This window comes from Paraburkholderia sp. GAS33, assembly GCF_050436645.1.
Taxonomy (GTDB): domain Bacteria; phylum Pseudomonadota; class Gammaproteobacteria; order Burkholderiales; family Burkholderiaceae; genus Paraburkholderia; species Paraburkholderia phenazinium_B.
This window is the reverse complement of record NZ_JBNDMP010000001.1, coordinates 868,045-889,609: the sequence shown is the minus strand read 5'-3', so window position 1 is coordinate 889,609 and position 21,565 is coordinate 868,045. Positions and strand designations below refer to the sequence as shown.

15 protein-coding genes are annotated in these 21,565 nt (G+C 56.9%); 7 read left to right on the top strand and 8 right to left on the bottom strand.

Going from position 1 to position 21,565, the window contains the following annotated elements; genetic code table 11:
• The first annotated feature begins 82 nt into the window (after positions 1–82).
• The gene (locus tag P3T24_RS04125; RefSeq protein ID WP_133894772.1) at positions 83–295 is read left to right on the top strand and encodes a tautomerase family protein; all 213 of its coding nucleotides are present in this window, start codon (positions 83–85) and stop codon (positions 293–295) included.
• Positions 296–491: 196 nt separating this feature from the next.
• On the opposite strand, the gene P3T24_RS04120 is transcribed toward P3T24_RS04125, so the two are convergent.
• Positions 492–938: a lipocalin-like domain-containing protein gene (locus P3T24_RS04120; protein ID WP_429432665.1), complete on the bottom strand. Its 447-nt coding sequence runs from the start codon at positions 936–938 to the stop codon at positions 492–494.
• 619 nt (positions 939–1,557) lie between these two features.
• Here P3T24_RS04120 and P3T24_RS04115 point away from each other — a divergent pair.
• Both P3T24_RS04115 and P3T24_RS04110 read left to right on the top strand, forming a co-directional pair.
• Positions 1,558–2,310 carry an SDR family NAD(P)-dependent oxidoreductase gene (locus tag P3T24_RS04115; RefSeq protein ID WP_074268590.1) on the top strand — a complete coding sequence of 251 codons (753 nt, stop codon included), beginning with the start codon at positions 1,558–1,560 and terminating at the stop codon, positions 2,308–2,310.
• Positions 2,311–2,477: 167 nt separating this feature from the next.
• Positions 2,478–3,110, top strand: a complete 633-nt coding sequence (locus P3T24_RS04110; RefSeq protein ID WP_429432663.1) for a class I SAM-dependent methyltransferase — start codon at positions 2,478–2,480, stop codon at positions 3,108–3,110.
• A gap of 82 nt (positions 3,111–3,192) precedes the next feature.
• Here the strand turns inward: P3T24_RS04110 and P3T24_RS04105 are convergent, their stop codons facing one another.
• From P3T24_RS04105 to P3T24_RS04095, 3 genes are all read right to left on the bottom strand, one after another.
• The gene (locus tag P3T24_RS04105) at positions 3,193–4,119 is read right to left on the bottom strand and encodes a LysR family transcriptional regulator (protein WP_429432661.1); all 927 of its coding nucleotides are present in this window, start codon (positions 4,117–4,119) and stop codon (positions 3,193–3,195) included.
• Positions 4,120–4,228: 109 nt separating this feature from the next.
• Positions 4,229–5,433, bottom strand: a protein-coding gene (locus P3T24_RS04100) for an IS3 family transposase (protein WP_429433243.1) whose coding sequence is annotated in 2 segments (ribosomal slippage) — positions 4,229–5,106 and positions 5,106–5,433 — 1,206 coding nt in all. Because the reading frame shifts where the segments join, the coding sequence is not laid out codon by codon here.
• Between the two features lie 919 nt (positions 5,434–6,352).
• Entirely contained in the window at positions 6,353–7,822 is a 1,470-nt protein-coding gene (locus P3T24_RS04095) for an MFS transporter (protein ID WP_429432659.1), read from the bottom strand.
• 141 nt (positions 7,823–7,963) lie between these two features.
• Here P3T24_RS04095 and P3T24_RS04090 point away from each other — a divergent pair, with 141 nt between their 5' ends.
• A complete protein-coding gene (locus P3T24_RS04090) occupies positions 7,964–8,821 on the top strand; it encodes a LysR family transcriptional regulator (RefSeq protein WP_429432657.1) in 858 nt (285 codons plus the stop codon).
• A 360-nt stretch (positions 8,822–9,181) separates the two neighbouring features.
• Here P3T24_RS04090 and P3T24_RS04085 read toward each other — a convergent pair whose 3' ends face one another.
• Both P3T24_RS04085 and P3T24_RS04080 read right to left on the bottom strand, forming a co-directional pair.
• Entirely contained in the window at positions 9,182–9,670 is a 489-nt protein-coding gene (locus P3T24_RS04085; protein WP_429432655.1) for a cache domain-containing protein, read from the bottom strand.
• A gap of 396 nt (positions 9,671–10,066) precedes the next feature.
• Positions 10,067–12,496 (bottom strand): hypothetical protein, encoded by a 2,430-nt coding sequence (locus P3T24_RS04080; RefSeq protein ID WP_429432652.1) that lies wholly within the window; start codon positions 12,494–12,496, stop codon positions 10,067–10,069.
• A gap of 725 nt (positions 12,497–13,221) precedes the next feature.
• Here P3T24_RS04080 and P3T24_RS04075 point away from each other — a divergent pair.
• From P3T24_RS04075 to P3T24_RS04065, 3 genes are all read left to right on the top strand, one after another.
• Positions 13,222–14,340: a DUF262 domain-containing protein gene (locus P3T24_RS04075; RefSeq protein WP_429432649.1), complete on the top strand. Its 1,119-nt coding sequence runs from the start codon at positions 13,222–13,224 to the stop codon at positions 14,338–14,340.
• Positions 14,337–14,984: an MAE_28990/MAE_18760 family HEPN-like nuclease gene (locus P3T24_RS04070; RefSeq protein WP_429432646.1), complete on the top strand. Its 648-nt coding sequence runs from the start codon at positions 14,337–14,339 to the stop codon at positions 14,982–14,984. Before P3T24_RS04075 ends, P3T24_RS04070 begins: the two co-directional genes overlap by 4 nt.
• 690 nt (positions 14,985–15,674) lie before the next feature.
• Positions 15,675–16,784: a C1 family peptidase gene (locus tag P3T24_RS04065; RefSeq protein WP_429432644.1), complete on the top strand. Its 1,110-nt coding sequence runs from the start codon at positions 15,675–15,677 to the stop codon at positions 16,782–16,784.
• Between the two features lie 1,008 nt (positions 16,785–17,792).
• On the opposite strand, the gene ltrA is transcribed toward P3T24_RS04065, so the two are convergent.
• Together ltrA and P3T24_RS04055 are read right to left on the bottom strand one after the other, a co-directional pair.
• A complete protein-coding gene (ltrA, locus tag P3T24_RS04060; protein WP_429408612.1) occupies positions 17,793–19,166 on the bottom strand; it encodes a group II intron reverse transcriptase/maturase in 1,374 nt (457 codons plus the stop codon).
• A 1,274-nt stretch (positions 19,167–20,440) separates the two neighbouring features.
• The gene (locus tag P3T24_RS04055; RefSeq protein WP_429432641.1) at positions 20,441–21,562 is read right to left on the bottom strand and encodes a trypsin-like serine protease; all 1,122 of its coding nucleotides are present in this window, start codon (positions 21,560–21,562) and stop codon (positions 20,441–20,443) included.
• Positions 21,563–21,565: the final 3 nt, after the last annotated feature.

Here is a 21,565-nt window from a genome sequence, read left to right as displayed (position 1 = left end):
ACCAGTTTTGCGAATCGCCTTCGCAATGCCCAGGTGCCGAAAACCGGCACCTCGTTTTTAGTCCTCAATAAAGGAGTCTTTCATGCCATTTGCCAATTACAAGTTTCCCGAGGGCACACTCGATGCCGCGAAAAAAGAAGAAATCATCCACCGCACGACGGCCATGTTCGTCGAGTACTTCGGTGAGGGCGTCCGTCCTTACTCGATGGTTCTCGTCGACGAGGTCGCCGACGGCGGTTGGGGACGCGCCGACGAAACCCTGACGATGGAGAAGATGGGTATTCCGCGCAACTGATGTCCATACGGGCGCGAGGATTTCCGCCTTGCGCCCGTCCAATCGCAAGTCCGATACACCAGCATCTGCTATTCATGTACACCTGCTCATCCCCCTGATGGGTGTCGAGCATTCAGGCAAGCGAACAGTGAAGCAGATTCGGAGTTGCCCCCGTCTGTGTTGAGTGTGCGTATAGAACGCGCGGCGCAGATCAACTCTAGTCGACCTTGACCCATACCAACACGGAAATGCTTCCCTTGCCAGTTACTGGATTCCTGGCGGGCAGCGTTTTGATGTACAAGTACTTGCCGTCGATGCTGAACTGACGCACCTGGGTCGTCCCTGTCCAGAACTGATTCCATGATGCATCAACATGATGACTAATCCTGTCGCCCTCTATGCTGTAGGTCCCCGCGTATGAGCTAAACCCGTCGTAGAGATCGACGCGCTCGGCGTCGGTCGGAACCAAATCGGCTGGCGCCTTTCGCCCTTCCTCGACCAGAATTGCGTACATCCGGCCGTCGGGACCATAGCTGAGATAACCGCTTGGGTGAGCGCCGAACAAATCGGTCTTCTCGCCTGTGTCCAGGTCTTCAGTCGTGAACGATTGTAGCTTCCACGTTCCTAGCTGCGGACCGGTGCAGTTCTGTCGCTCTCGTGTCATAGCGCCCACCCTTCCAACACAAATACGCCGCGTGGCCTGAAACTGAGTCGAGCGCCTAGATGACGCTCATTCCCGCATTCCGGCTCCGGCTTTGCGTTCTCCGATTCTGTCGACACTACTCGCAATCGCTAAGCAGATCAATCGATCTCATATGAATGGAATCGCCCGCTTATAAGCCATTTCCGAGGCCGTTGCAAAGTTCCGTCTCTGGCCGGCTACTGCCTGACCGCGATCGGCAGCCCGCGGACCGGACCGATCAGTTGGACGTCCTTGAAGCAGACGGCCATGGGACTGTTCCAAACAAACTATCCTTGCCGTCGACAACGCGAGAGAGATCACTTGTAGTTCGTTGCGGTCTCGTCCGCAGAACCGCCGTCACAGTCAGCGCATGAAGTTTATCGGGCCCGTAAGTGGCGTCCATCTACGGAAGAGATGGATTGCATCTCAATATGTCGTCTTCTCAGGAGGTCGGTGCGCTCCTACCATTCGTGTTCGGCCAGCGGGCCGATCTGCAAGCTCTCGCGCTTCTAGCGGGGAGCTTGGGTCGTCGTCCCGTTGCTGGACTTCGGCTCCGCCAATCGCGGCGCCCCGCTTTTCAATTACGAAAGGATAAAAGATCATGAAAAACCTGGAAGGCAAGATTGCAGTCGTCACGGGCGGAAGCAGTGGGATTGGGTTGGCCACAGCCAAGCGCTTCGTGGATGAAGGTGCGCATGTCGTAATCACTGGGCGCCGTGAGAAAGAGCTGAAAGAGGCCGCCACGCTCATTAAGAAAAACGTTACGACGGTCGTGGGCGATGTGTCGCGCCTGGAAGATCTGGATCGCCTCTTTGCTGTCGTGAAAGAGAAACATGGTCACATCGACATTCTCTTCGCGAACGCGGGCGCAGGGACAATCGCACCGCTCGCGGTAGCTAGCGAGGCCCATTTTGACCAGACCTTCGACGTGAACGTGAAGGGAATGTTCTTTACGGTGCAGAAGGCCCTTCCCCTCTTCAAAGACGGCGGTTCGATTATCCTGAACTCTTCGGTCTCGAACGTACTCGGGCTTCCAGGATTTACTGCTTACGCCGCGAGTAAGGCGGCTGTGCGCAACTTCGCGCGCGGCTGGGCTTTGGAATTGAAAGACCGCAAGATCCGCGTGAATTGTATGAGCCCCGGAGCAATCGACACCCCGGCTTTGGCGACTACGACGGGCCTTACCGCTGAACAGGCCGAGCAAGCAGTCGCACAGTTCACCACGCAGATCCCAATGGGCCGCAGGGGCATGCCCGAGGAAATCGCTGCAGCAGTCACGTTCCTCGCCTCTGACGAAAGTTCTTACATCACCGGTATCGATCTTCCCGTCGATGGGGGCATGGCGCAGGGCTGACCCGACGCGGTCCTGTGGCTGGACTGCGCCGGGAAGAACATCCCGGAGTACATTGACGCGCAGGCGCCGGCCTTAGCGGGATTCTACGCGGTCTATGGCGAATGAGCCGTGGACCGATGCCTTGCACGTCATACGCTCGTCGAATTCTCTACCGTGAAGGAGATCCCATGTACGACCAATCCAAGCTGGCGGAGTTGATCCGTTTCTCACGCGTCGATGCGGGCGCCACCGTCATCGACGTTTACCCGGGCGACGGCGACTGGACCCGTCTCTTTTCAGACGTCGTGGGACCCGAAGGACGGGTCTACAGCTTCGTGCCGGCCGAAGTTGCCCACTTCAAGAACGATCCGGTCGGCCTCATGCGGACGCTTGCGAAAGAGCCGGACCGAGAGAACGTCGAGGTCGTTTCGACGGACCTCGTGGCGATGCCGCAGGCCACTCGACCGGCTGATGTCCTGTGGCTGCACCTGTTCTACCACGACCTCCACACTGCACTTATGCAAGCCAAAGGCGCGACGGCGGCGGAGTTCAACCGAGCCGTCTACGAGCGACTGAAGTCCGGTGGGTACTATGTCATCGTCGATCACGCCACCGCCGCCGGGGCGGGCACGAGCAACGCCCAGTCGCTGCATCGGATCGACCCTGCGTCCGTGCGCGAGGAGGTAGAAGCGGCAGGCTTCGTACTGGACGCGGAAAGCACCGTTCTCGCCAACAAGGACGATCCGCACTCGAGCAAGGTGTTCGACCCCGCGATCAAGGGTGAGACCGATCGCTTCGCCTATCGGTTTGCGAAGCCCTAACGAGTCCCCGCAAGACGGGCTTTGTGGTCTACCTTCTGGCTCGCGAGGTCAAATGACTTTCGGTTAAGGCCGCTGCCTGGCGCTAGAGTTTTGCGGGTTCAGGCGACTCTTTTGCGCTCGACCAGTCTTTCAGATGCTCAACGAGCCAGCGGCCGGCGGGACCAGGAGGCGCCGCGGCTGGGTAGACGGCAGAAATGGTCAGCATGGCTCCAGCGCGCGGGACACCATCGACGTCAAGGGCGACCAGGTCACCGGAGGCGATGTCTTTCTCCACCATGTGAAGAGGCATCCCTCCCCAGCCGACACAGTCCTTGAGCAACGCATATTTCGTGGACAGATCAGCCAGGCGCCAGGTCGTAGACGATAGGACCCCGTAGTCGCGGCCAGCGAGCAACTGCGAACGATCGGTCAAGACCAGTTGCACGTGCCTGGAGAGTTCCTTCCTGGGGATATGGCCCTCGAAGTTTGCAAGCGGGTGGCCACGCGCAGCAACCATCACCAACGGGACGGTGCCGAGGCGGTCGACAGCCAGCGACGGGAAGTCCATCGGGAGTGAGGCGAGGATTCCCAACGTGCAGCGCCCCTCCAGTACCGGCTGATACCCAGCACCCAAACCCTCCACGAAGATCCGTAACGGCGTCAACGGGAAGCGCCTGGCGAACGCTCTGGCTGCCTCGCTGATGACGGCAGTGGGAAAGAAGACATCGAACACCACGGAGAGCTCGGCCTCGACCCCCGAGGCCATGAGCTTTGCCCGAGCTTTGAGGGTGTCAACACCCGACACGATGGCCCGCGCATCCGCAAGAAGGAGCACGCCTTCAGGCGTTAGCTTTGGGAAACGCCCTGACCTGTCGAATAGTGTGATGCCGATCTGCTCCTCCAAAGCACTCACCCAGCCGCTGACTGCGGACTGCACGCGGTTCAGGCGTCGAGCCGCCGCGGAGAAGCTTCCTTCGTCCACCGCGGCGATGAATGTTCTGAGCTGGTCGAGGGATACGCCGTCGAGCATATAAGCCTTTATCTATCTCTGAGAGGGATGTCTCGCATCGCAATATACCGGCTTCTCAGAGTGGGTGGCGGTTGGACTTGCCCCCGCATGACCGGACATGCGGTCACGCTTAGGTTGGTGAATTTGCTCGCTGGCGAAACTCGCGTGGCGAGCGGTATTTCAGGGCGCTGTGCGGATGCGACTCGTTGTAGTGGTCAAACGCGATGGCCAGGTTCTGCAACGCGGTTCCCGCGTCCGGCTTGGGCATCCACGAGACGTAGTCTCTCTTCATCGTTTTGACGAAGCTCTCGGCCATGCCGTTGCTCTGCGGACTTCTGACCGGCGTCGTGATGGGTTTCAGGCCCACTTTTTTCGAGAACGTCAGCGTGTCCTCGGCAATGTAGCAGGAACCGTTGTCGCTGAGCCATTCGATTTCGTTGTCGGCTTTCAGCGCACCTTCGAAACGGTTTTCTACAGCCTGAAGCATCACATCACGCACCATGTCTCCGGTATAGCCTCCAGTGGTCGCAGCCCAGCTCATGGCCTCCCGGTCGCAGCAGTCGAGTGCAAAGATGACGCGCAGCGGCGAGCCGTCATCACAACGGAATTCGAAGCCGTCCGAGCACCAGCGCGCATTGCTCCGGTCCACCGCGACCCTGCCGTCGTGTCGGCGCGTTGACTGGGCATGCCGCGGGCGGCGTTCGAGCAGCAGACCGTGGGTATGCATGACCCGATAAACCCGTTTTGCATTAACGCGAGGCTGCCCCTGTGCGTCCCGGTTTCGCCGTAGCAGGGCCCAGGCGCGCCGGTAGCCGTAAGTTGGCAAATCAGCGACCAACTCCTGGAGCTCCGCGACGAGCGGCATGTCGTCACGGGCGGGCGTCTTGCGCCTGTCGACCCATTCAGCGTCGCGCTTTGATTTCACCGCGAGATTCGAGCGCGACACACCCAGGACTTCGCAGACCGTCTTCATCGGTCGTCCCCCGGCAGCAATGGTGAGCGCGCAATTAATTTTTTTGCCCGGCCGTACTCCACTGCTTCGCGGAGAATTTCCACTTCCATCGTCTTCTTGCCCAGCAGTCGCTGGAGTTCACGAATCTGCTTCATCGCTTCGGCCAGGTCGGACGCCGGCACCACCTGCTCGCCGGCACTGACTGCTGACAGGCTTCCGTCCAGATAGAGCTTGCGCCAGGCGAACACCTGGTTTGCATTCACCTGATGACGACGGGCAACTCCGGAAACGCTTGCTCCGGGCTCGAAGGTCTCGCGCACTATCGCGAGCTTCTCCTCGACAGAGCGCCGGCGGCGCTGTTCGGGCTGGGTCAGAACTTCAATCGGTTCCACGTTAGAGCTGGGCTTAAACATAGGCGTAAGACTACCTCAAAGTTTAAGCGTTACCTCGTGTCCGGTTTTCGCGGGGGCCGGCCCAGCGGTCCCCATCTTCTCCACAAACACATTCACGGCTTCGTGCGTCATCGTGGCTGCGCTACTTCTGGGCCGAGCGGCGACGGCTGTAATCGACCCTCAGGAAACCTTAGCATTGTACGAAAGGAGACATTCGCAACATGCGTCAAATGAGACGATACGGACGAGAACTCATCTATGCGCCACAGATTTCGCCTGATGAGGTCACCTTCATTCCCAAGGTGAGACAACATGTTGAACAACCGATACAAACTGGTCGGAATGCTAGTCCTACTGTATCTTGCCTCCCTGCCCTTTGATGGTTTTTGCTATCAGGGCAAAAATTGCTGGCCCGGGTGGTCAATCCTCTTATTTGGCGCCCTAGGGTTGATTGATGGTGCGCAGATAAGTTGGTTTGCGAATCTGTTGATTATCCCAGCGTGGCCGTTGTTGCTTTTGCATAGCAAGGCAAGCGATGGACTCGCCCTCATGTTTTGCGCTGGCGCCCTCGTCCTGGGCAATTCCTTCCTTTCTCAGGGAGTTAACACGTCCGAAGCAGGGGGACCGTTGCAGCCAGTTTCCTCTCTTGGAATTGGTTATTGGCTTTGGATGGGTAGCATCGCGTTGTCAACCGTAATGGCCGTTCACGGTGTTTTTAGGGGTTCCCGATCATGGTATTCAGAAGTGTGAATTGGCGGTTCGCCAGCACATGACCCTGAGCGGCCGTTTAATCGAGCTCGGCAACAAGACCGCTTTCGAAATACAGCGGTCGTTCATTTTTGTTCGGAATCGGTAGGTATGTGGGAGACGTGGTGAGGGTTCGTAGCCGATAAAACCAAAACGGCCGAAGTTAGCCGCGGCTTGCTCCGGTAGAAGTCGTTTTTGCGAGCGCGTGCCGCTGATCGGGCAGGAATAACGAAAGCACTCCGCCGACTGCCAGCAACACCACGTTGCAGCCGAGCGCGACGGCAAATGCGTGACCGAACGCAGCTGCTCCGCGGCCAGCACCCAGTTGGGCATAAAACACGCCGCCCATGACCGCGACACCAAGCGCCGAGGCGATCTGAAATGTCGAGATGACAATTCCAGAAGCAAGGCCTGCATGCGTCGGCGCGACTCCGCCGATCACCGCCTTGATGACCGACGGCATGACGGTGCCAAACCCCAGCCCGGCAATCGCGAGACCGATATCAAGGCCGCCCGCCAGTGTTCCCGCCACCGCAAGGAGCGCGACACTGAAGCCGATCACCTGCAGGGCGAAACCGACCGTCAGTGCGAACTTGCCGAGCCGCGCCATGACCTGAGCGGAGGCCAGGGACGCGAGGAAATAGGCAACGGCGTACGGCAACGTCGCCAACCCTGCTTGCAGCGGCGAGAGATGCAGCCCTCCTTGCAGGTACACGGAGAAGGTCAGGTAGAACGACGAGAGCGTATACAACGCAAATGCCATAGCGACGCCGACCGCGAAGCCCGCTTCGCGGAAGAGCGCGAATTCGACAAGGGGCGAACCGCCCTTCGCAGCCAGGCGCGTTTCGAAGCGTACGAAAAGCGCGAAAGCAAACGGCGCTGCGACGAGCATCGCGATGATCCACATCGGCCAGCCGGTTTCCCGTCCTTCTACGAGCGGGTAGACCAGCAGACCCAGGGCAACCGAGAGCAGCACTACGCCGCCAATGTCGAGACGTTGCGCGTGCTCCGCCCGCGAGTCACGCAGAAATGCCAGACCGCCTACAAACGCCACGAGACCGATAGGCACGTTGATCAGGAAGATCGCCTGCCAGGTGAATCCCAACGGGTGCAACGATACGAGCGCGCCGCCCAGCACCTGGCCGCAGATGTTCCCGAGGCCGAACGTGGCGCCATAGAGTGCGAGCGCGCGCCCCTGTTCCGCGGGGGGAAACAATACGCGGATGGAGGCGAGCACCTGAGGCGCCATGACGGTCGCGGTCAGGCCCTGCAGGATGCGCGCCGCGACGAGTGCGGCAGCGGACGGCGCGAGTCCGCACAATGCCGACGCGAGTGTGAAGCCGGCAACGCCAGTCACGAACATGCGCTTGCGGCCAAACAGATCTCCGAGCCGCCCGCCGGTGATGAGGAAAACTGCGTAGGTTGCCGCATACGCCGAGATGATGAATTCGATCTCGCCAGACGTGGCGCCGAGACTCTGCCTGATTGAAGGAAGTGCCAGGTTGACAACGTTGAAGTCAAGGATCGGCAGGAACGCCCCCGTTAACAGAACAGGCAGCGCGAGCCAGCGCCGTGGGGCAACTGTGTTCATGTCGTGCGACGAATGCGCGCGCGCTTTGTCGAGTGTGCTCATGGGTGTCACCGTTCATCGAATGGCGATCGGGCGCGAGGATTGACCCGGTCCGCGGTCGGTGAAGAGCACTATGCGACACCACTGGACATAACTCAACGAGATGAGTGAATATATCAGTGATAACGTTTAGAGATGGCAAACATGACAACACTCGATGTCGACGCGGTGCGTGCCTTCACCCTCGTCGCGGACTTCCAGAGCTTCACGCGCGCAGCAGAGGCGATGGACACGACACAGGCTGCGATCAGCATGAAGCTGAAGCGGCTGGAGGACCGGCTCGGGCACAAGCTCATCGAACGTACGCCGCGGCTGGTGCGGCTGTCCGCGCGCGGAGCCTCGTTTCTGGATGCTGCGCGCGAGTTCGTCGCGGCCCATGAGCGCGCACTCGCGGAACTATCCGGTACCACGCGGCGCCTTGCGCTCGGTATTAGCGACCATATTGCGGGTCCTGACCTGCCGGTCCTGCTCACGCGGCTACACGCCTACGATCCCGCCTTGCTGATCGAAGTACAGATCGAATCGTCCCGCGAACTGCTCGACGCGTTCGAACTCGGCAAGCTCGACGCTGCGATCCTGCGTCGCGAGGACGACCGCCGCAACGGGGAAATGCTCGCGCTGGAGCCGCTGGGCTGGTTTGCATCGCCCGGCTTCGTGCATCGGGAAGGGGGGCCGCTGCGGCTCGCGTCGCTCTCGGCATCATGTGGAATACGTAACGTAGCGACGCGCAGGTTGGACGCAGCGGGGATTGCCTGGGCCGATGTGTTCATCGGTGGGGGTACAACAGCGGTTACTGCTGCCGTATCGGCCGGCCTGGCCGTTGGAGCGTTCGCGCATCGGGTCGCGCCGCTCGGTCTCATCGAAATCGGCGCGCTGCTGGGCCTGCCTGCGCTTCCTCCGTCGGAAATTGTGCTGCATTCCAGTCTCTCGGATACGAAGTCGCGCGAGGCCTTGCGTACGCTTGCAGCCGCATTTCGGGAGCATCGACCGGCGATCCGATAAACGGCTCGCCCGAGAGTCGAATGATGTGCTTTGTGAAGCTATGGGGCGGCGGGGGCGCCGCATGGGTTGTCAAAATAAGCGTGCTGCTTCCAGGCAAGAAGAGACATCAGAATGACGAAGCCGTTGGTCAGCGCAATGACCGTTGCTGGCCGAACCTGGGCCGACAGCGACCGCACCATATCGACCCGGAGCGGAATTTCAAGCTGTGAGACTCGAGCACCGAAAGCAGACGTTCAGCCGTCGATGTGGCGCGCATCAGCGAAGACAAGCCCGCACGAAGATGATCATGCGGTAAGGCGGCTAAACGGCTGGTTGCCGGAAGGCTGCAGGAGGTGACAACGCGACCTCGCCGGCCCGAACCTACTGGGAATAGAAGCCCGAGCCCACCAAGCCTGGAACGCCGTCAATTTTGACTGCCTTCACGTAGGTCCACTTATGCGATGGCTCAGTCTGCCCCGGTCTCAGGAATATGTAGTCGACCCAGCCCGATCCCGTTGTTTCGGCCGTCCGGATCATGGCGTCATGAAACGGCTTGCCGTTGGCATCTTTCTGGCCGTGGACGTTAGTCCCTTCCCGTGCAGGGAAGGCCGGATTCAAAAGGACATTTGCGTTCAGATCGTAAGCAAAAAGATAAGTGTCGCCATGGAACCACTCACTGTCTTTGATCCTGAACTCGGAAAACGCGGCTTTGCCTTTGCTGTCTATCAACGCGGCGGCCTTCTCGACAAGCGCTTTGGTTTGTGCTGCTGTGTCGGACGTCGGAGGAGATGACTGAGAAAATGCAGATGACACGGGACAGAAGAATCCAGCCAGTAAAAAGATGCCGATGAAGAGGGCTTTGCCGTTCATTGCACGATCTCCAACCATTTACTTCAGTGCTGGACCGAAGGACAGCATGTGGAAGGGAAGCACCTACTCGCATGCAAAAGACTGGTCCATGAAGCGTAGCTCGCCCAAAATAGTTTTGCCGCATGGTATAGGCGACTCGACAACGGACGGTCGCGAATGTCAGTAACTGGCCGATCCGGGCCGACGGCGAGCGCACCAAATCGACCCACTTCGGCCCGTCGTCTCATCGCGACCGCGACTGCCGCTTCCAATGTACAACAGACATCCCCACGGTCGTCTCCCTGCGCGGGAAGGCGGAGCATTCCCGACGGCCGCGTCAGTTGAGCCCTCGCGATCGTCTGTCATGCGTTCCACAGGCGAACCTCGCCCTATTAGGCAATCACCATTGTTCAGTAATTACTGGGCCGCTTCGCGAACCCACTTTGAGCAGAAGGAAGAGCGAAGAAAGCGCTGCCCTTCGAACTGTTCTGGTACAACGCAGTAGCGCAGATCCTCTTCAAGCATACATTCAGCAAAGGTCTTCTTTAGCTCGTCCCAATGCTCCGCTGCCTCATTGGTGTTCCATTTCTTTGCCATCATATTCCGGATCTCGTCCGCGTTCTTATCCTCCCTCACCGGAGTTGTTAATCCCACATGCTCAAGATATGCCGCATCGGCCAAGGCGAACTCCAGATGGATCAGCCCACTCGGGGTTACTTTCACCGGAACAGAGTAATCAGAAGTATTGACAGTTGGGTCGTAGGGCTCAACAAGACGATAGTCCATCAGAAATTGGAAATGACGTAGTGTAATCGCTGGTGGCATGCCCATCGGTTCCAAATACGCGGCGACATCTCCGATCTCCATGTATGCATCTGCGGGGGAGTCAGCCTGAGCCTGCTTATCCTTTAGCGCCTGTATTATGCTGAGTTTTGCAAACGGCGTCCCGATGGCATCCGGAAACATAGTGAATACATCCAAAATGAATTCGCTATCCTCCTGCCTGAACTGATTGTAATCACCTAAAAACAGCGCCTTCCTAACCCTAAATTCTGGAATTGTAAGTCGCCGCCCGGAAACGTATGTTTTTACCAGATCATCAATAGGGATTTGTGGCGATGTCAAAATTTGCTTTGAAAGTTGCAATCCTCGTCGAATATCATAGTTGCATAACCAACTAACGGTCCTGGAAACATATTCAGTATTAATAAAAACTTCCTCGACGCACGCTGCAAACGCGCTCATGTCTTTAACCGAAAGTCTTATGCCCTTGGATAGAAAATATTGATCCCTTTGTTTTGACGGAGAAAGAAGCTTTTCTTTTAAGAACGAGACTCTCCTTTGAAGTACGTCCTTCGTCGACGGAACGGGGAGGTAAAACGATTTGGTTTCATATGACTGCATTGGCCCATGCTTGGAAAGCTGCCATATCGTCCTATCCGTAACGGGGCAAATTATAAACGAATAGATCGCCCTGTAGATCGATTGCGCATACTGAAAGACCGCCTCTTGAAATTCTTGGTTAAAGTGGTCCGTATTATCGAATACCAAGCAGGGCATTTGTTGCCTTGCAAAGACCGTATGAGCCAGAAATGCTTGAAGATACTCGCCCGGAGAATTTCTTCTTAGATCGTGGACATATTCCCCGAATTTAATTTTAAATGCGATTTTATCGGATTCGTGCAAATGCCGAAACTCTCCTTGGGCCCATCGAGTATATTGCTTGTGAAATACTCCCTGCAGTTGCTCATAGCTAAGATTGGCACCGGGGAAAAGTGCCTGTTCGATCTTGATAATTAACTGCTCGGTGAGCCAGCGTTGGATCGATTCGATTTGACCATCGCTGTCCCGTAAATCCACTGTCAGCAGAGTGCATTTATTCCGGAGCGATCTATCTAGTGTAAGCCCGAAGAACCTGTCAACAAATGTAGACTTGCCGGAACCTTTATTGCCGACAATGAGAACAAACTCTTTTCGCTCTAGTTCAACTGCACCTCTTATTTCGTCCTGAAGGTTTTCCGCACTATCATTGCTAACGAGTTCGATGTTGTGCAATATGTTCTGAGCTATTTTCTGCAAATTTGATTCTGCCTCTCTGCTCTCCGTGCTTTCAACGAAACAGTACGCAAGCATCTCAGGATCGTCCTCGCCGTTCATTGAGCTAAAAAAACCACTCAACACTTCGCTTAATTCGCGAGCGAGGGGGTTCTTTTCAAGGCGGCGCAGAAATTTCGCCTCCCTCAAAGGCCGAAGCGGTTCATGATGGGCTAACGCCAGGCCTTCTGCTGCATTTATTCGCAGCTTGAAAAGGTCTCGGGCCACGCCTTCTCGCGAAAAAAGATCGTAAAACTCGGCGAAATCTTGAGCAATAGCCTCAAGACTCGGAAACACTATCGCAGAGTAGTCCGAGGCTGGTCGCCCGTCTCCGCGAAAAGGCCAATGTCCGATCCATTCGAAGCCGTTAGTCAAAGCGCAAAATGGAGCCCCTGTCTCGGAACAATAGGCCGCAACCTGGTCAATGCCGGAACGAGCGCTTTTTAAGGCGGGACCCTTGATTTTATATGCCTGCCTGCCCGGAAGACGAGTATCGATCAACAAAACGCTCTGTCTTTTCGCTTCCACTGCCAGCCGATTCCGGGTGCCCTCGATCATCAGATAGTCGACGTAACCATCGTCTACGTGCTTTTCAGTCCGTACGTGATTAGGTGGCCATCCAAGAACGTCAGTGAGCATAACGTTTATGATCCGAAATCGAGCGTCTTGCTCGGTCTCGATTTCGGTGCGTTGCTCTTCCCACTCAGACCGGAGGCGATCGAATGTTAGCTTGGCTGCGTCGATGTTCGTCATTGTATGTGCCCCGTAACAACCGATTCGGAAACGCGTTCTATTTGCGCAACTGTGGAAGTCTGGCAAATAAGCATACCGCCGAAAGCAACGCTAATCCAAGCGGGGTCTGCAGTAGTTGGACGGACGGCTCGCCGCTTCGTGATGCTGTGCTGTGAGTTGAAGCTGCTCTCGCAAGCGCTGGTCGCCATTGACGGCAGCAAGTTCAAGACAGTCAATACGCGCGATCGCAACTTCGCCGAGGGTATCCGAGCGGAACGATCATTCCGTACCCGTCACTCGAGGACAAGTCATCGGCCATTGCCGACATTGCGGCGGTCTGGGTTGTGCGTCAGCACGATCTAAATGTTGGCATGTACGCTACAACGGCCGTTCTTCCTTTGATCAAGCCGAAAAAGAAGTTCGATTGTCCATTCCGGGACCCAGTGCCAACGTCGAAAAAGGCCGGTTTCTGTGGCTCGACCAACTCGTGCGCTGGTAAAATCGGGGCAGCCTAGGAGCTGCCATTTGCTCGTTACCGCATCAGCGACTGCAGCATCTGTCCGTGGATTTGCCCGTGACACATCCCCACCCGAGCTCCGATGGATGACGATTGAAGCATAGATCTGCACCACAGCAGCCCTTTATTACACAGTTTCGGATGCCTAGTCAGCAACAGTCGGAACTATTATTGGCGAGCGACTGTCCGCTGAATTTTTGTTTAGCCCTAATTGCAAGGAATGGCATAAATGCTTTCTGACGAAATCGAGCGTGCTCAACGCCTCGTCCGAACTGACGCGTACCAGATGTCGGTCGGCGAGATCGTCACTATGTATGAAAACGGGGAGATCATCGTTGACCCCGAGTTTCAACGACTTTTCCGTTGGAATATCGGCCAAAAGTCAAAGTTGATTGAATCCTTGCTGCTCGGCATACCTCTACCGTCTATTTTCGTTTTTGAAAGGTCGGACGGTAACTGGGAGCTCGTCGACGGTCTGCAGCGCATTTCGACCATTCTCGAATTCATGGGGCGTCTTCGTGACCCAGACGAGAACACGGTAATGGCTCCGTCAGTCTTAGAGGCAACGAAGTACCTGCCTTCCCTTCACAACGCCGTCTGGGAAAAATCGGACCTTGTCGCAGACCTCACGGTTGATGACCAAAATCCCCTAGATAGGACACAGCAGTTGGCGATCCGCCGCGGACGTCTCGGGGTCGAAATTCTTAAGCGCCCCAGCGACGAGCAAACCAAGTACGACCTTTTTCAGCGCCTCAATGCCGGCGGCTCCCAAGCCAATGCTCAGGAGCTGCGCAATTGCATCATGCTGATGATCAATGGAGACTACTTCCGCGCCGTCAAGGCTGCTGCAGAACAACAGTCTTTCAGAAACGTGATCTCGGTCACCGACGACCAGGCGGAAAGACAGCGACACCTTGAGATGGCAACGCGATTTCTAGTCCATACCAGAGTGCCGTACGACGGTGTGCTCGATGTCGAAGAATATATCGACGAGGGTATCGTTAGCCTAGCGAGGGCCGGGGACCAAGCCGACGCGACAAATCTGATCAACCGCACATTCGAGTTGCTCGATGAGGTTGCTGGAGCCAATGCACTCCGACGTTTCCACAATAACGCACATGTTGGAAAGGTTGGTTTGGTCGGCTTGGAGGGGGTTGCGGTTGGTGTAGCGAAAAACCTCAATGCTATTCTCGCGCTCGGGCCCATTCCGGCTCAAGATTTTGTAAGAGAAAAGATGAGGACTTTTTGGTCGCAACCCCAAGGGGCAAACTTCACCTCGCCCGGACTACGCGGCACTGTCCGCATCCAGCGCACCGTACCGTTTGGCGAGTTGTGGTTTCGCCCATGAGCAAACCCTATACTGATACCGACCTCTCCGCGCAGATAGTCGAAGATCGAAACTGGTGTATCAAGGAAATCTCCGATCTCAAGTCAGCAATCAAGCGTGGCGACGCAAGCCTACAGAAAGTTCTACTGCGAGCATTGATCGCGATCTGCTACGCCCATTGGGAGGGTTACGTCAGATTTTCGGGGAGAAAATATTTAGAGCACGTCGCGCTACGACGTTTCCGATATCAGCAACTCGACAGGCAATTTTTCCGAAATTATTTTCTGCCTCGGCTAGCTGCCCTATCAACATCAAAAACGAGTATCGCGGAGCGATGCGAGCTAGTCGATGAGATCTTAGACAACTCGAATCGTCGCTTCAGTCAAGTCAACGACGAACTAATTAACACGAAGGCAAACCTGAACTTCGAAGTTTTCACGGACATTTGCCTTGTTTGCGGTGTGCCGGCGAAATCATTCGCCGATAAAGCAACTTTTATTGATATTGTCTTACTCAAGCGTCGAAACGCCATTGCGCACGGAGAGGACACAATGGTGGCGCTTGATGAGCTGGACACCATAGCGCAGAAAACGATTGGGCTGATGCGCATGTTCGGCGATGCATTGGAAAATCTTGCCGTTCTCCAGACTTACAAAGCGAATTAAGATACCGTGGTTGCTTTCTTGGCAATGTAGTCTCGATCCGCGGGAGCGAGTGACGCTCGATCTATCTCTGACCTTCAGCGGATGCGCATCGCGAATTGATCCACGGCGCAACTCTCGCCGCGGTGTTAGGGTTGTCGGCCGCAATCGAAGGCGATGTCTGATGGATGACCGGTCTCGGTAGTTCAGCGGTCCTTGCGGCGTTCATGCGACGGCAGGCTCGATAGGCCGAAAGTGGCCGATCCGGGCCGACGGCGAGCGCCCCAAATCGACCCGAAGCTGCCTTTCAGGTCGCAGTGACCGTTGAGTCTGCTTCGAGACCTACAGCGGCCATCGACCAATACATACGCGATACTATTTCGAGTACGACTGACCGTCTTTATTTAGTCAGGCGACAAGATATAGGACCGCAAACACCTGTGCTCGGATACCAGCATATGCTCGCCGGGTTGTTGCATGCCTTCACGTCGTGGCGAAAGCAGGAAGACAAACGCAGCTAGACATGGGGGCGCCGCGGCATCGCGGTCGACCTCAAAAGAAGCATGGCGCACAGACCAAGGTGACCACATCCACGTTTTCGATCGGCAGAGAATAGGTGAGATTTTGTGCGGTGGCGAACGTTTCACCCCGAGCGTCACCCCGCGTCGTATCTATGATCTTCTTATCCTGTACCAATCCTTCTACGGATCGAACATGAGCGGCTATCTACAGGAGTTGTTGGCGCAAGGGCGGATCGATCGGGATGAGTACGAGGTCTTGGCGATGACCGGCGCTATGTCGCCGGAAGAGCTGTACGCCGTGACCGCGCATTTCGCCGATACGATGGCTGATGCGCTCCCAAGCGGAAATCTCGCGAAGATTTCATCGGTCGCCGGCCAATCCATTTCCCCTGCCTTTCGAAATTCGGTCGTCTCCCACCTTGGCGCGCCGGTGGAGTTCGCGCACGGCGCAAATCCCCCACCCAACACTCCGTTTCCGATTGGACAACAAGTCACTAATCCGCCCCCTGCTTCGCCCCGGTCGTTTTCGTCGGCTAGTGGGATGCCGTTGCAGAGAATCGACCATCACTCAGCGTGGCGACAAGCGGGGTGGGCCGTCCGAAATCAGGGCGCACGTGGCACTTGTGTTGCGCATGCTCTCGCAGCTTGCAACGAACTTGCCGCGTTTGCGAGCGGAACCGGCCAGATTCCGACGAGCTATGATGGTTCCGAACAATTTCTGTATTGGGGAGCTAAACAATGCGATGGCAGCTCAACCGACGGGACTAGACATGCGTTCGCTCTGCAGGCGTTGCAGACGTACGGGATCTGCGACGAGACAGCGTGGCCGTATGTTACGCAACCAGGCACTTCTGTGCATCAAGGACCACCGCCTCCTTTAGCTATCAACAAAGCGGCAGGCAACGTCCATGCTGGCGGAACCGTCACCTCTCCGTCGAATAGTCAGGCCTTGTACCAGCAATTGCTCAACAAGCCCGTCGCGATCGGTGTTCCAGTCTTCAGAGATCTTTCAAATCCAAAACAGGACAACTGGAACGTTCCGCTGATGCTTGAGTACGGGCGCGTGATGGATCCTCCATTGAAGAGTATCGTCGTAGGCGGGCACGCGGTGTGCGTTGTTGGGTTTGAGCCCGACCCGAACGAACGGTCGGGAAACGGTTGGTTCATAATACGAAATTCTTGGGGGGTAAACCCTTGGGGTCGTCAGCTACCGAAGGGCGGATACTGGGGACCGGAAGCCGGATACGGCCAGATCGGTTGGTCGTATATTGATTTATATCTATGGGAAATGTGCTGGCTATAATGCCCATTCTTTGACCGTTCGGAGGAAAAGGGATGAAACTGCTTCCAGACACTGGCCTGCAGGTTCGCCCGGGAAGTTTTTCGGTTCGAATTGAAGGGGACGTGCTTGTCATTCCCGCAGAGCTTGCTAGGGTCGCGCGGGAGGAACACCTTTGTTCAGCGGAAGAGCTCGTCGGATACTTGCAGGCCTTTCCGTCGTCTATCGCAAGTCCGCTCGGTTGGAGGCACGATGCTGTTGTCGCTGCCACGCAACAGCTCAGAAAACTACTGACTGCGGCAGGAATACCCGAAGCCGCGGTTCCCCAACCACGCATATACGGCCTGTAGCATAGGCCGACAACTCGAAAGCTCGGCGGATTTGGGTGAGGATCCTGTCGTCCGGGGTCCGATGAATAGCGACGATCAACGCCTCCTCATGACCCGCAGGCGACCGCTTGCCAGCCGCCGCGTCATCAAACCTCGGTCTGCGCTGCCCATCTTGCGTGCATCGTTGACCCCAATACCGATAGCGAACCGTCCTTTCCGGCTCCGTATATTCAAGCAGCAACCGTACCGCCCGAAGGTTCTTCGCGGCTACCGCAGGACGTCCGTCACGGAAGCCACGTGGCCTTCGAAAGGAGATCCAGGGTGGGCCCCGCCGGGCGGTCCCTTTGACCCTGAGCCGCCGTTCGAACTCAAGCTACCGCAACGGCCGGTCCCGGGGCAGAGCCGTCGTCTGAATGTCCGAATCACAAGGCGGATAAAGGTCTCTTTCTGGCCTGCTAGTGCCCGACGACCGAGCGCGTCGATCACCCCGGGCGCGGTTCTCATGCGAAAGGCATGAGCCGGTAGAGTCGAGATGTGGCGCGGTGGCAGTAGGTTCGGTTTGTCTGTTGCCGCCCCTTTCGTCTGGCGGTGCCCGAGTAACCTCGCCCTAACTCCGTTTCCACACCCCGCTCATTGAACCGGACATGCAGATCTCCCGCATCCGGCTCTCGGACAGGACACCACGCCTTCACACACGGCAGGTTCACAACCATGGACCAGTCAGACGCACGAGACCGAAGTGCCCGTAGAGATGCGGGGATGGATAAGTCCCGCCTCTGCGACGTCGAACCTTGTACTTGTTGCGTAACCACCGACGCAACCGCGTAGCGGTGTAGCTGTCGAGCGCCCGATACGCGCGTCTGTCCGAGCCTACCTTGAAGTAGTTCGCCCAGCCGCGCAGCGTGCGGTTCAACCGGCCCACCAGCTCCGTGGTCTCTTGCCACACCGTCTTGAGGGCGGTCATCGCATGAATCTTTTCGACCATGCGCCGGATACTCTTCTTCGACGGACGCATGCCCATACGGGCCTGGCCTGTCGTCGCTGAGTACAGCCGCCCAAACGTATAACCCAGGAAGTCGAATTCGCCTTCCGGCACCTTGCAGATTCGTGTCTTCTCTTCGTTGACCGTCAGCTTCAGTTTGTCCATGATCTCGCGCATTCGTAACAAGGCTTCCTCAGCCTTCCCTTTCTTGCACAGGATCACCAGATCGTCCGCGTAGGTCACAATGCGACTGCCAAGACTGCGCTGAAGTCCGAGCTTCTTCCATGCCAGCACAAACCGGCGCATATAAATATTCGCCAGCAGTGGTGAGATGGGTGAGCCTTGCGGAATGCCACGTCTGCTGTCTTTGGCCTCCGTCGTACGTTTCTTCCGGCCTCGGGTATCGGTTTCTTCAACGGAGCATTCCAGCCACATCTTGATCAGATGCAGCACGCGCCGATCAACGATGCGTCGCGCCAGCGACAGCATCAGTTCGGCGTGTGGAATACTTCCGAAGTAGTCCGCAAGGTCGGCATCAACGACGTCCGTTTGCCCTCGATGCAGCCGTTCCTCCACCTCGATCACCGCTTGCTGGGCGTTTCGCCCCGGGCGGTAAGCGTACTGCTCCGATGGAAGGTCCGCTTCGAAGATCGGTTCGAGCACCAGCATCGCTGCTGTCATGCACACCCGATCACGCAAGGTCGAGATGCCCAGTGGCCTCAGCTTGCCATTGGCCTTCGGGATAAACACTCTTCTGATAGGGTCCGGCCGGTAACTCTCCTGCCTGAGCGCAAGCGCCAGTTCGCCGAGCCACTTCTGCACTCCATACGCTTCGACCTCCGCGAAGTCTTGCCGATCGACACCCGGTGCGCCCCTGTTCGAGCGACACTGGGCGTACGCATGCGCCAGCACATCCTCACGGTAGATCTTGTCGTACAGCGCGTAGAAGAGATACCCGGCTTCTGCCTTCGCTTTCGCGTGTAACGCCATCTGCAGCTTCTGAACACGAATCGGAGTTGATAGGTTGCCCAATCTCCACGTCCTCACTACGTATTGCGTCTGTCCTGAACTGAGGCCCCTTCCCTCCGCCAGCATTACCCGGCTTCACCAGTACTACGGGCCTCTCCGTCATCCCAAGGCGCCCGGCCTGTCCCTCGCGGGCGTCCGGTTGGTCATCCCTGACCACGCCGAGGGACTTCCCGTGTTGCGTACGCTTTCCTTGTGTACATGCTGTCGCCACTACCCCGGCGCAGCGACTGGGCGTCCAGCCTGCTCATTCGCCCAGTCGTATCAGCCTTCCCCGATAGGGTTGTCGGGTCGGCCTGCGCATCGACCTTTTCGAGGTTTGCCCGGCGTTCACTCGCGTTACGGCCTGCACACTCGCGCTGTCACCAATTTGTGACACGCATCACCGAAGGCTTCAGCCACTTCGTTGCCTCCATAGCTGCTCCGGTTGCTTCCGGCTGGAGCATTTGCCGGGCGGGGCTTGCACCCGCTGGAAAGCGCCACCTTTTCACGGCGCACACCCTTAACGGCCTTTCGATCCAATCGCCGCTAGACGACGGCTTGCGAGGTCCAACGGCCATTTGCGGCTCAGCAGCCAATGGCAAATACGTGATGTCCAGTCCAGTCTTCCTTCACCACACGATGACGATGCCGTCCCCGCAGATGCGGTAGCGGGGACGGAAATCGCCATCAAAATCTCGCTCGGCACGAGCCTCCAATTCGTCGTCGTGGTGGTTTTCGCTGGGTATACCTGACGCAACGTCACCGACCAGTCCGTTTCATCGTGACCGATGATCCCGGGTGAACGTGACCGATATTCGGAACAACACGGCCTGAAGCTTCGTCAGAACTAGGATCGGGAGGCGCTGCGTCTGGGGCTGCATATTGGCCGGTACGCTCACGCGAAGCAGTACAAACGCATGAGGAAAGCGCTGCGTACGCTATCTGGATCGTGTCAGCCATCCTCCTCCTGGCAACACGGTAATGTGGCGAGGCATGAGAAGGCTGACGGACATTCAACACGGTTACGAACTCGCAATGAAAAGAAGTGGCTAATTACAAGCGTGGTCGGACAGCTACGTCTTGACACTCCGGTCCACTTTAGTCTCGCAGACATTGTGAGTGTTGATGGAACCGGTGACTTGGAGCAAGATGCCGACGTTTGGAGCCATCGGATTCGAGGAATTATGAGCGATCGTTTCATGGCATTTCAGCAGGCAGCTGAATTGCGAGAGCAACTGAAGCATTTGACGTAGGCATCTGCGGTTCAGGGCCTGTTGTATGTATTGTCCCGGTAGGTTTCGTTAGCGCGATCTCTGAATCTTTTGCAGGGGCTCGCAGAGCGCGTCTTACCCGCCATGTATCTATGTCAAGTACAGGGTCCTCGCGATAACTTGACGGTGGCTAACTTGAGCTGCGACGTCTAGAGGCCGTTCGAAGCTACGTACAAAAGCGTCGACTGCTGCGTCGAGTGAAACGGCCACCTTGAAAACGGCGAGGTTCGATACCGCAGCGATCACCAACTGGATGTTGAAGTCGGGGTTCTGGAGCTGTACGACGGTGTATCCCGTACCTACACCGCCCTTTCTGTTTAGCTGGAATAGTCCGACACTGTCTTCTATGTCACTTAGAGCATGCTCTGCAGGATTGAGGCTTGATTCCGCGACTGCGTTTGCCAAGGCAGCAACTTGTTGAAACATTCCGAACCCAGCTGATGCGAAAGCGTTTAGTATTTTTTGAGCCATCACTTTCTGGGCCGCTGAAAATGCGCTTAAATTAACCCTTCCCGAACCAGCTAGAAACTTCTGTTGGGCTATTGGCGGAGCTATGGCATCAGCAGGAATCGCGTCAAGAATTTCGAGTTCACCGCCTTGCCAGGCCGGATGAGTGAGAATCGCGGAGATTGGAGTTATGACGGTCATTCCACTGCCTTCTGAGCCGGCGACAACCATCCCGACCACGTGATTGCTGTCGTCGACCACGATTGCACCGCTGTCGCCAGGCTCCGTCGCTTCTGGTCGACAGATAATCTGGCTTTTATACGTTAGGAATGCGCTCCATCCTGGGCCACGCGCGAGCACTGGAACATCGCTCGCGGTATCGCTAACTGTCATTTCTCGCGGTTTGCCAGTGAGTGAGTACATCCGCAAACGCTGGGAGCTCGTTACGGCTACTGGTGTCGGGCTTGGAATTCCGATGCTGATGATTTGAGGAGAAACGAGGGAAGGATCAACCCAAATTAGTGCGGCGTCGGCCGTCACATCGCCCCTAAGCGTTGTCCATGTGAGCAAGAGCCCTAATACATTCCCTGCGAGTTCCGGGGACTCAATACGATCTCCTTGTTTGGCCGTCTGTGCTAGCACTACATGTCCAGCAGTGAGTAGCAATACTTGGTTGGGCGTGTCTTTAAATCGAACGAGACAGCCTATGGTTCCGGGCTCCGCGCCCGCCACACAAACGCCTGCACCACAAGGGACAGCGGTCATAAT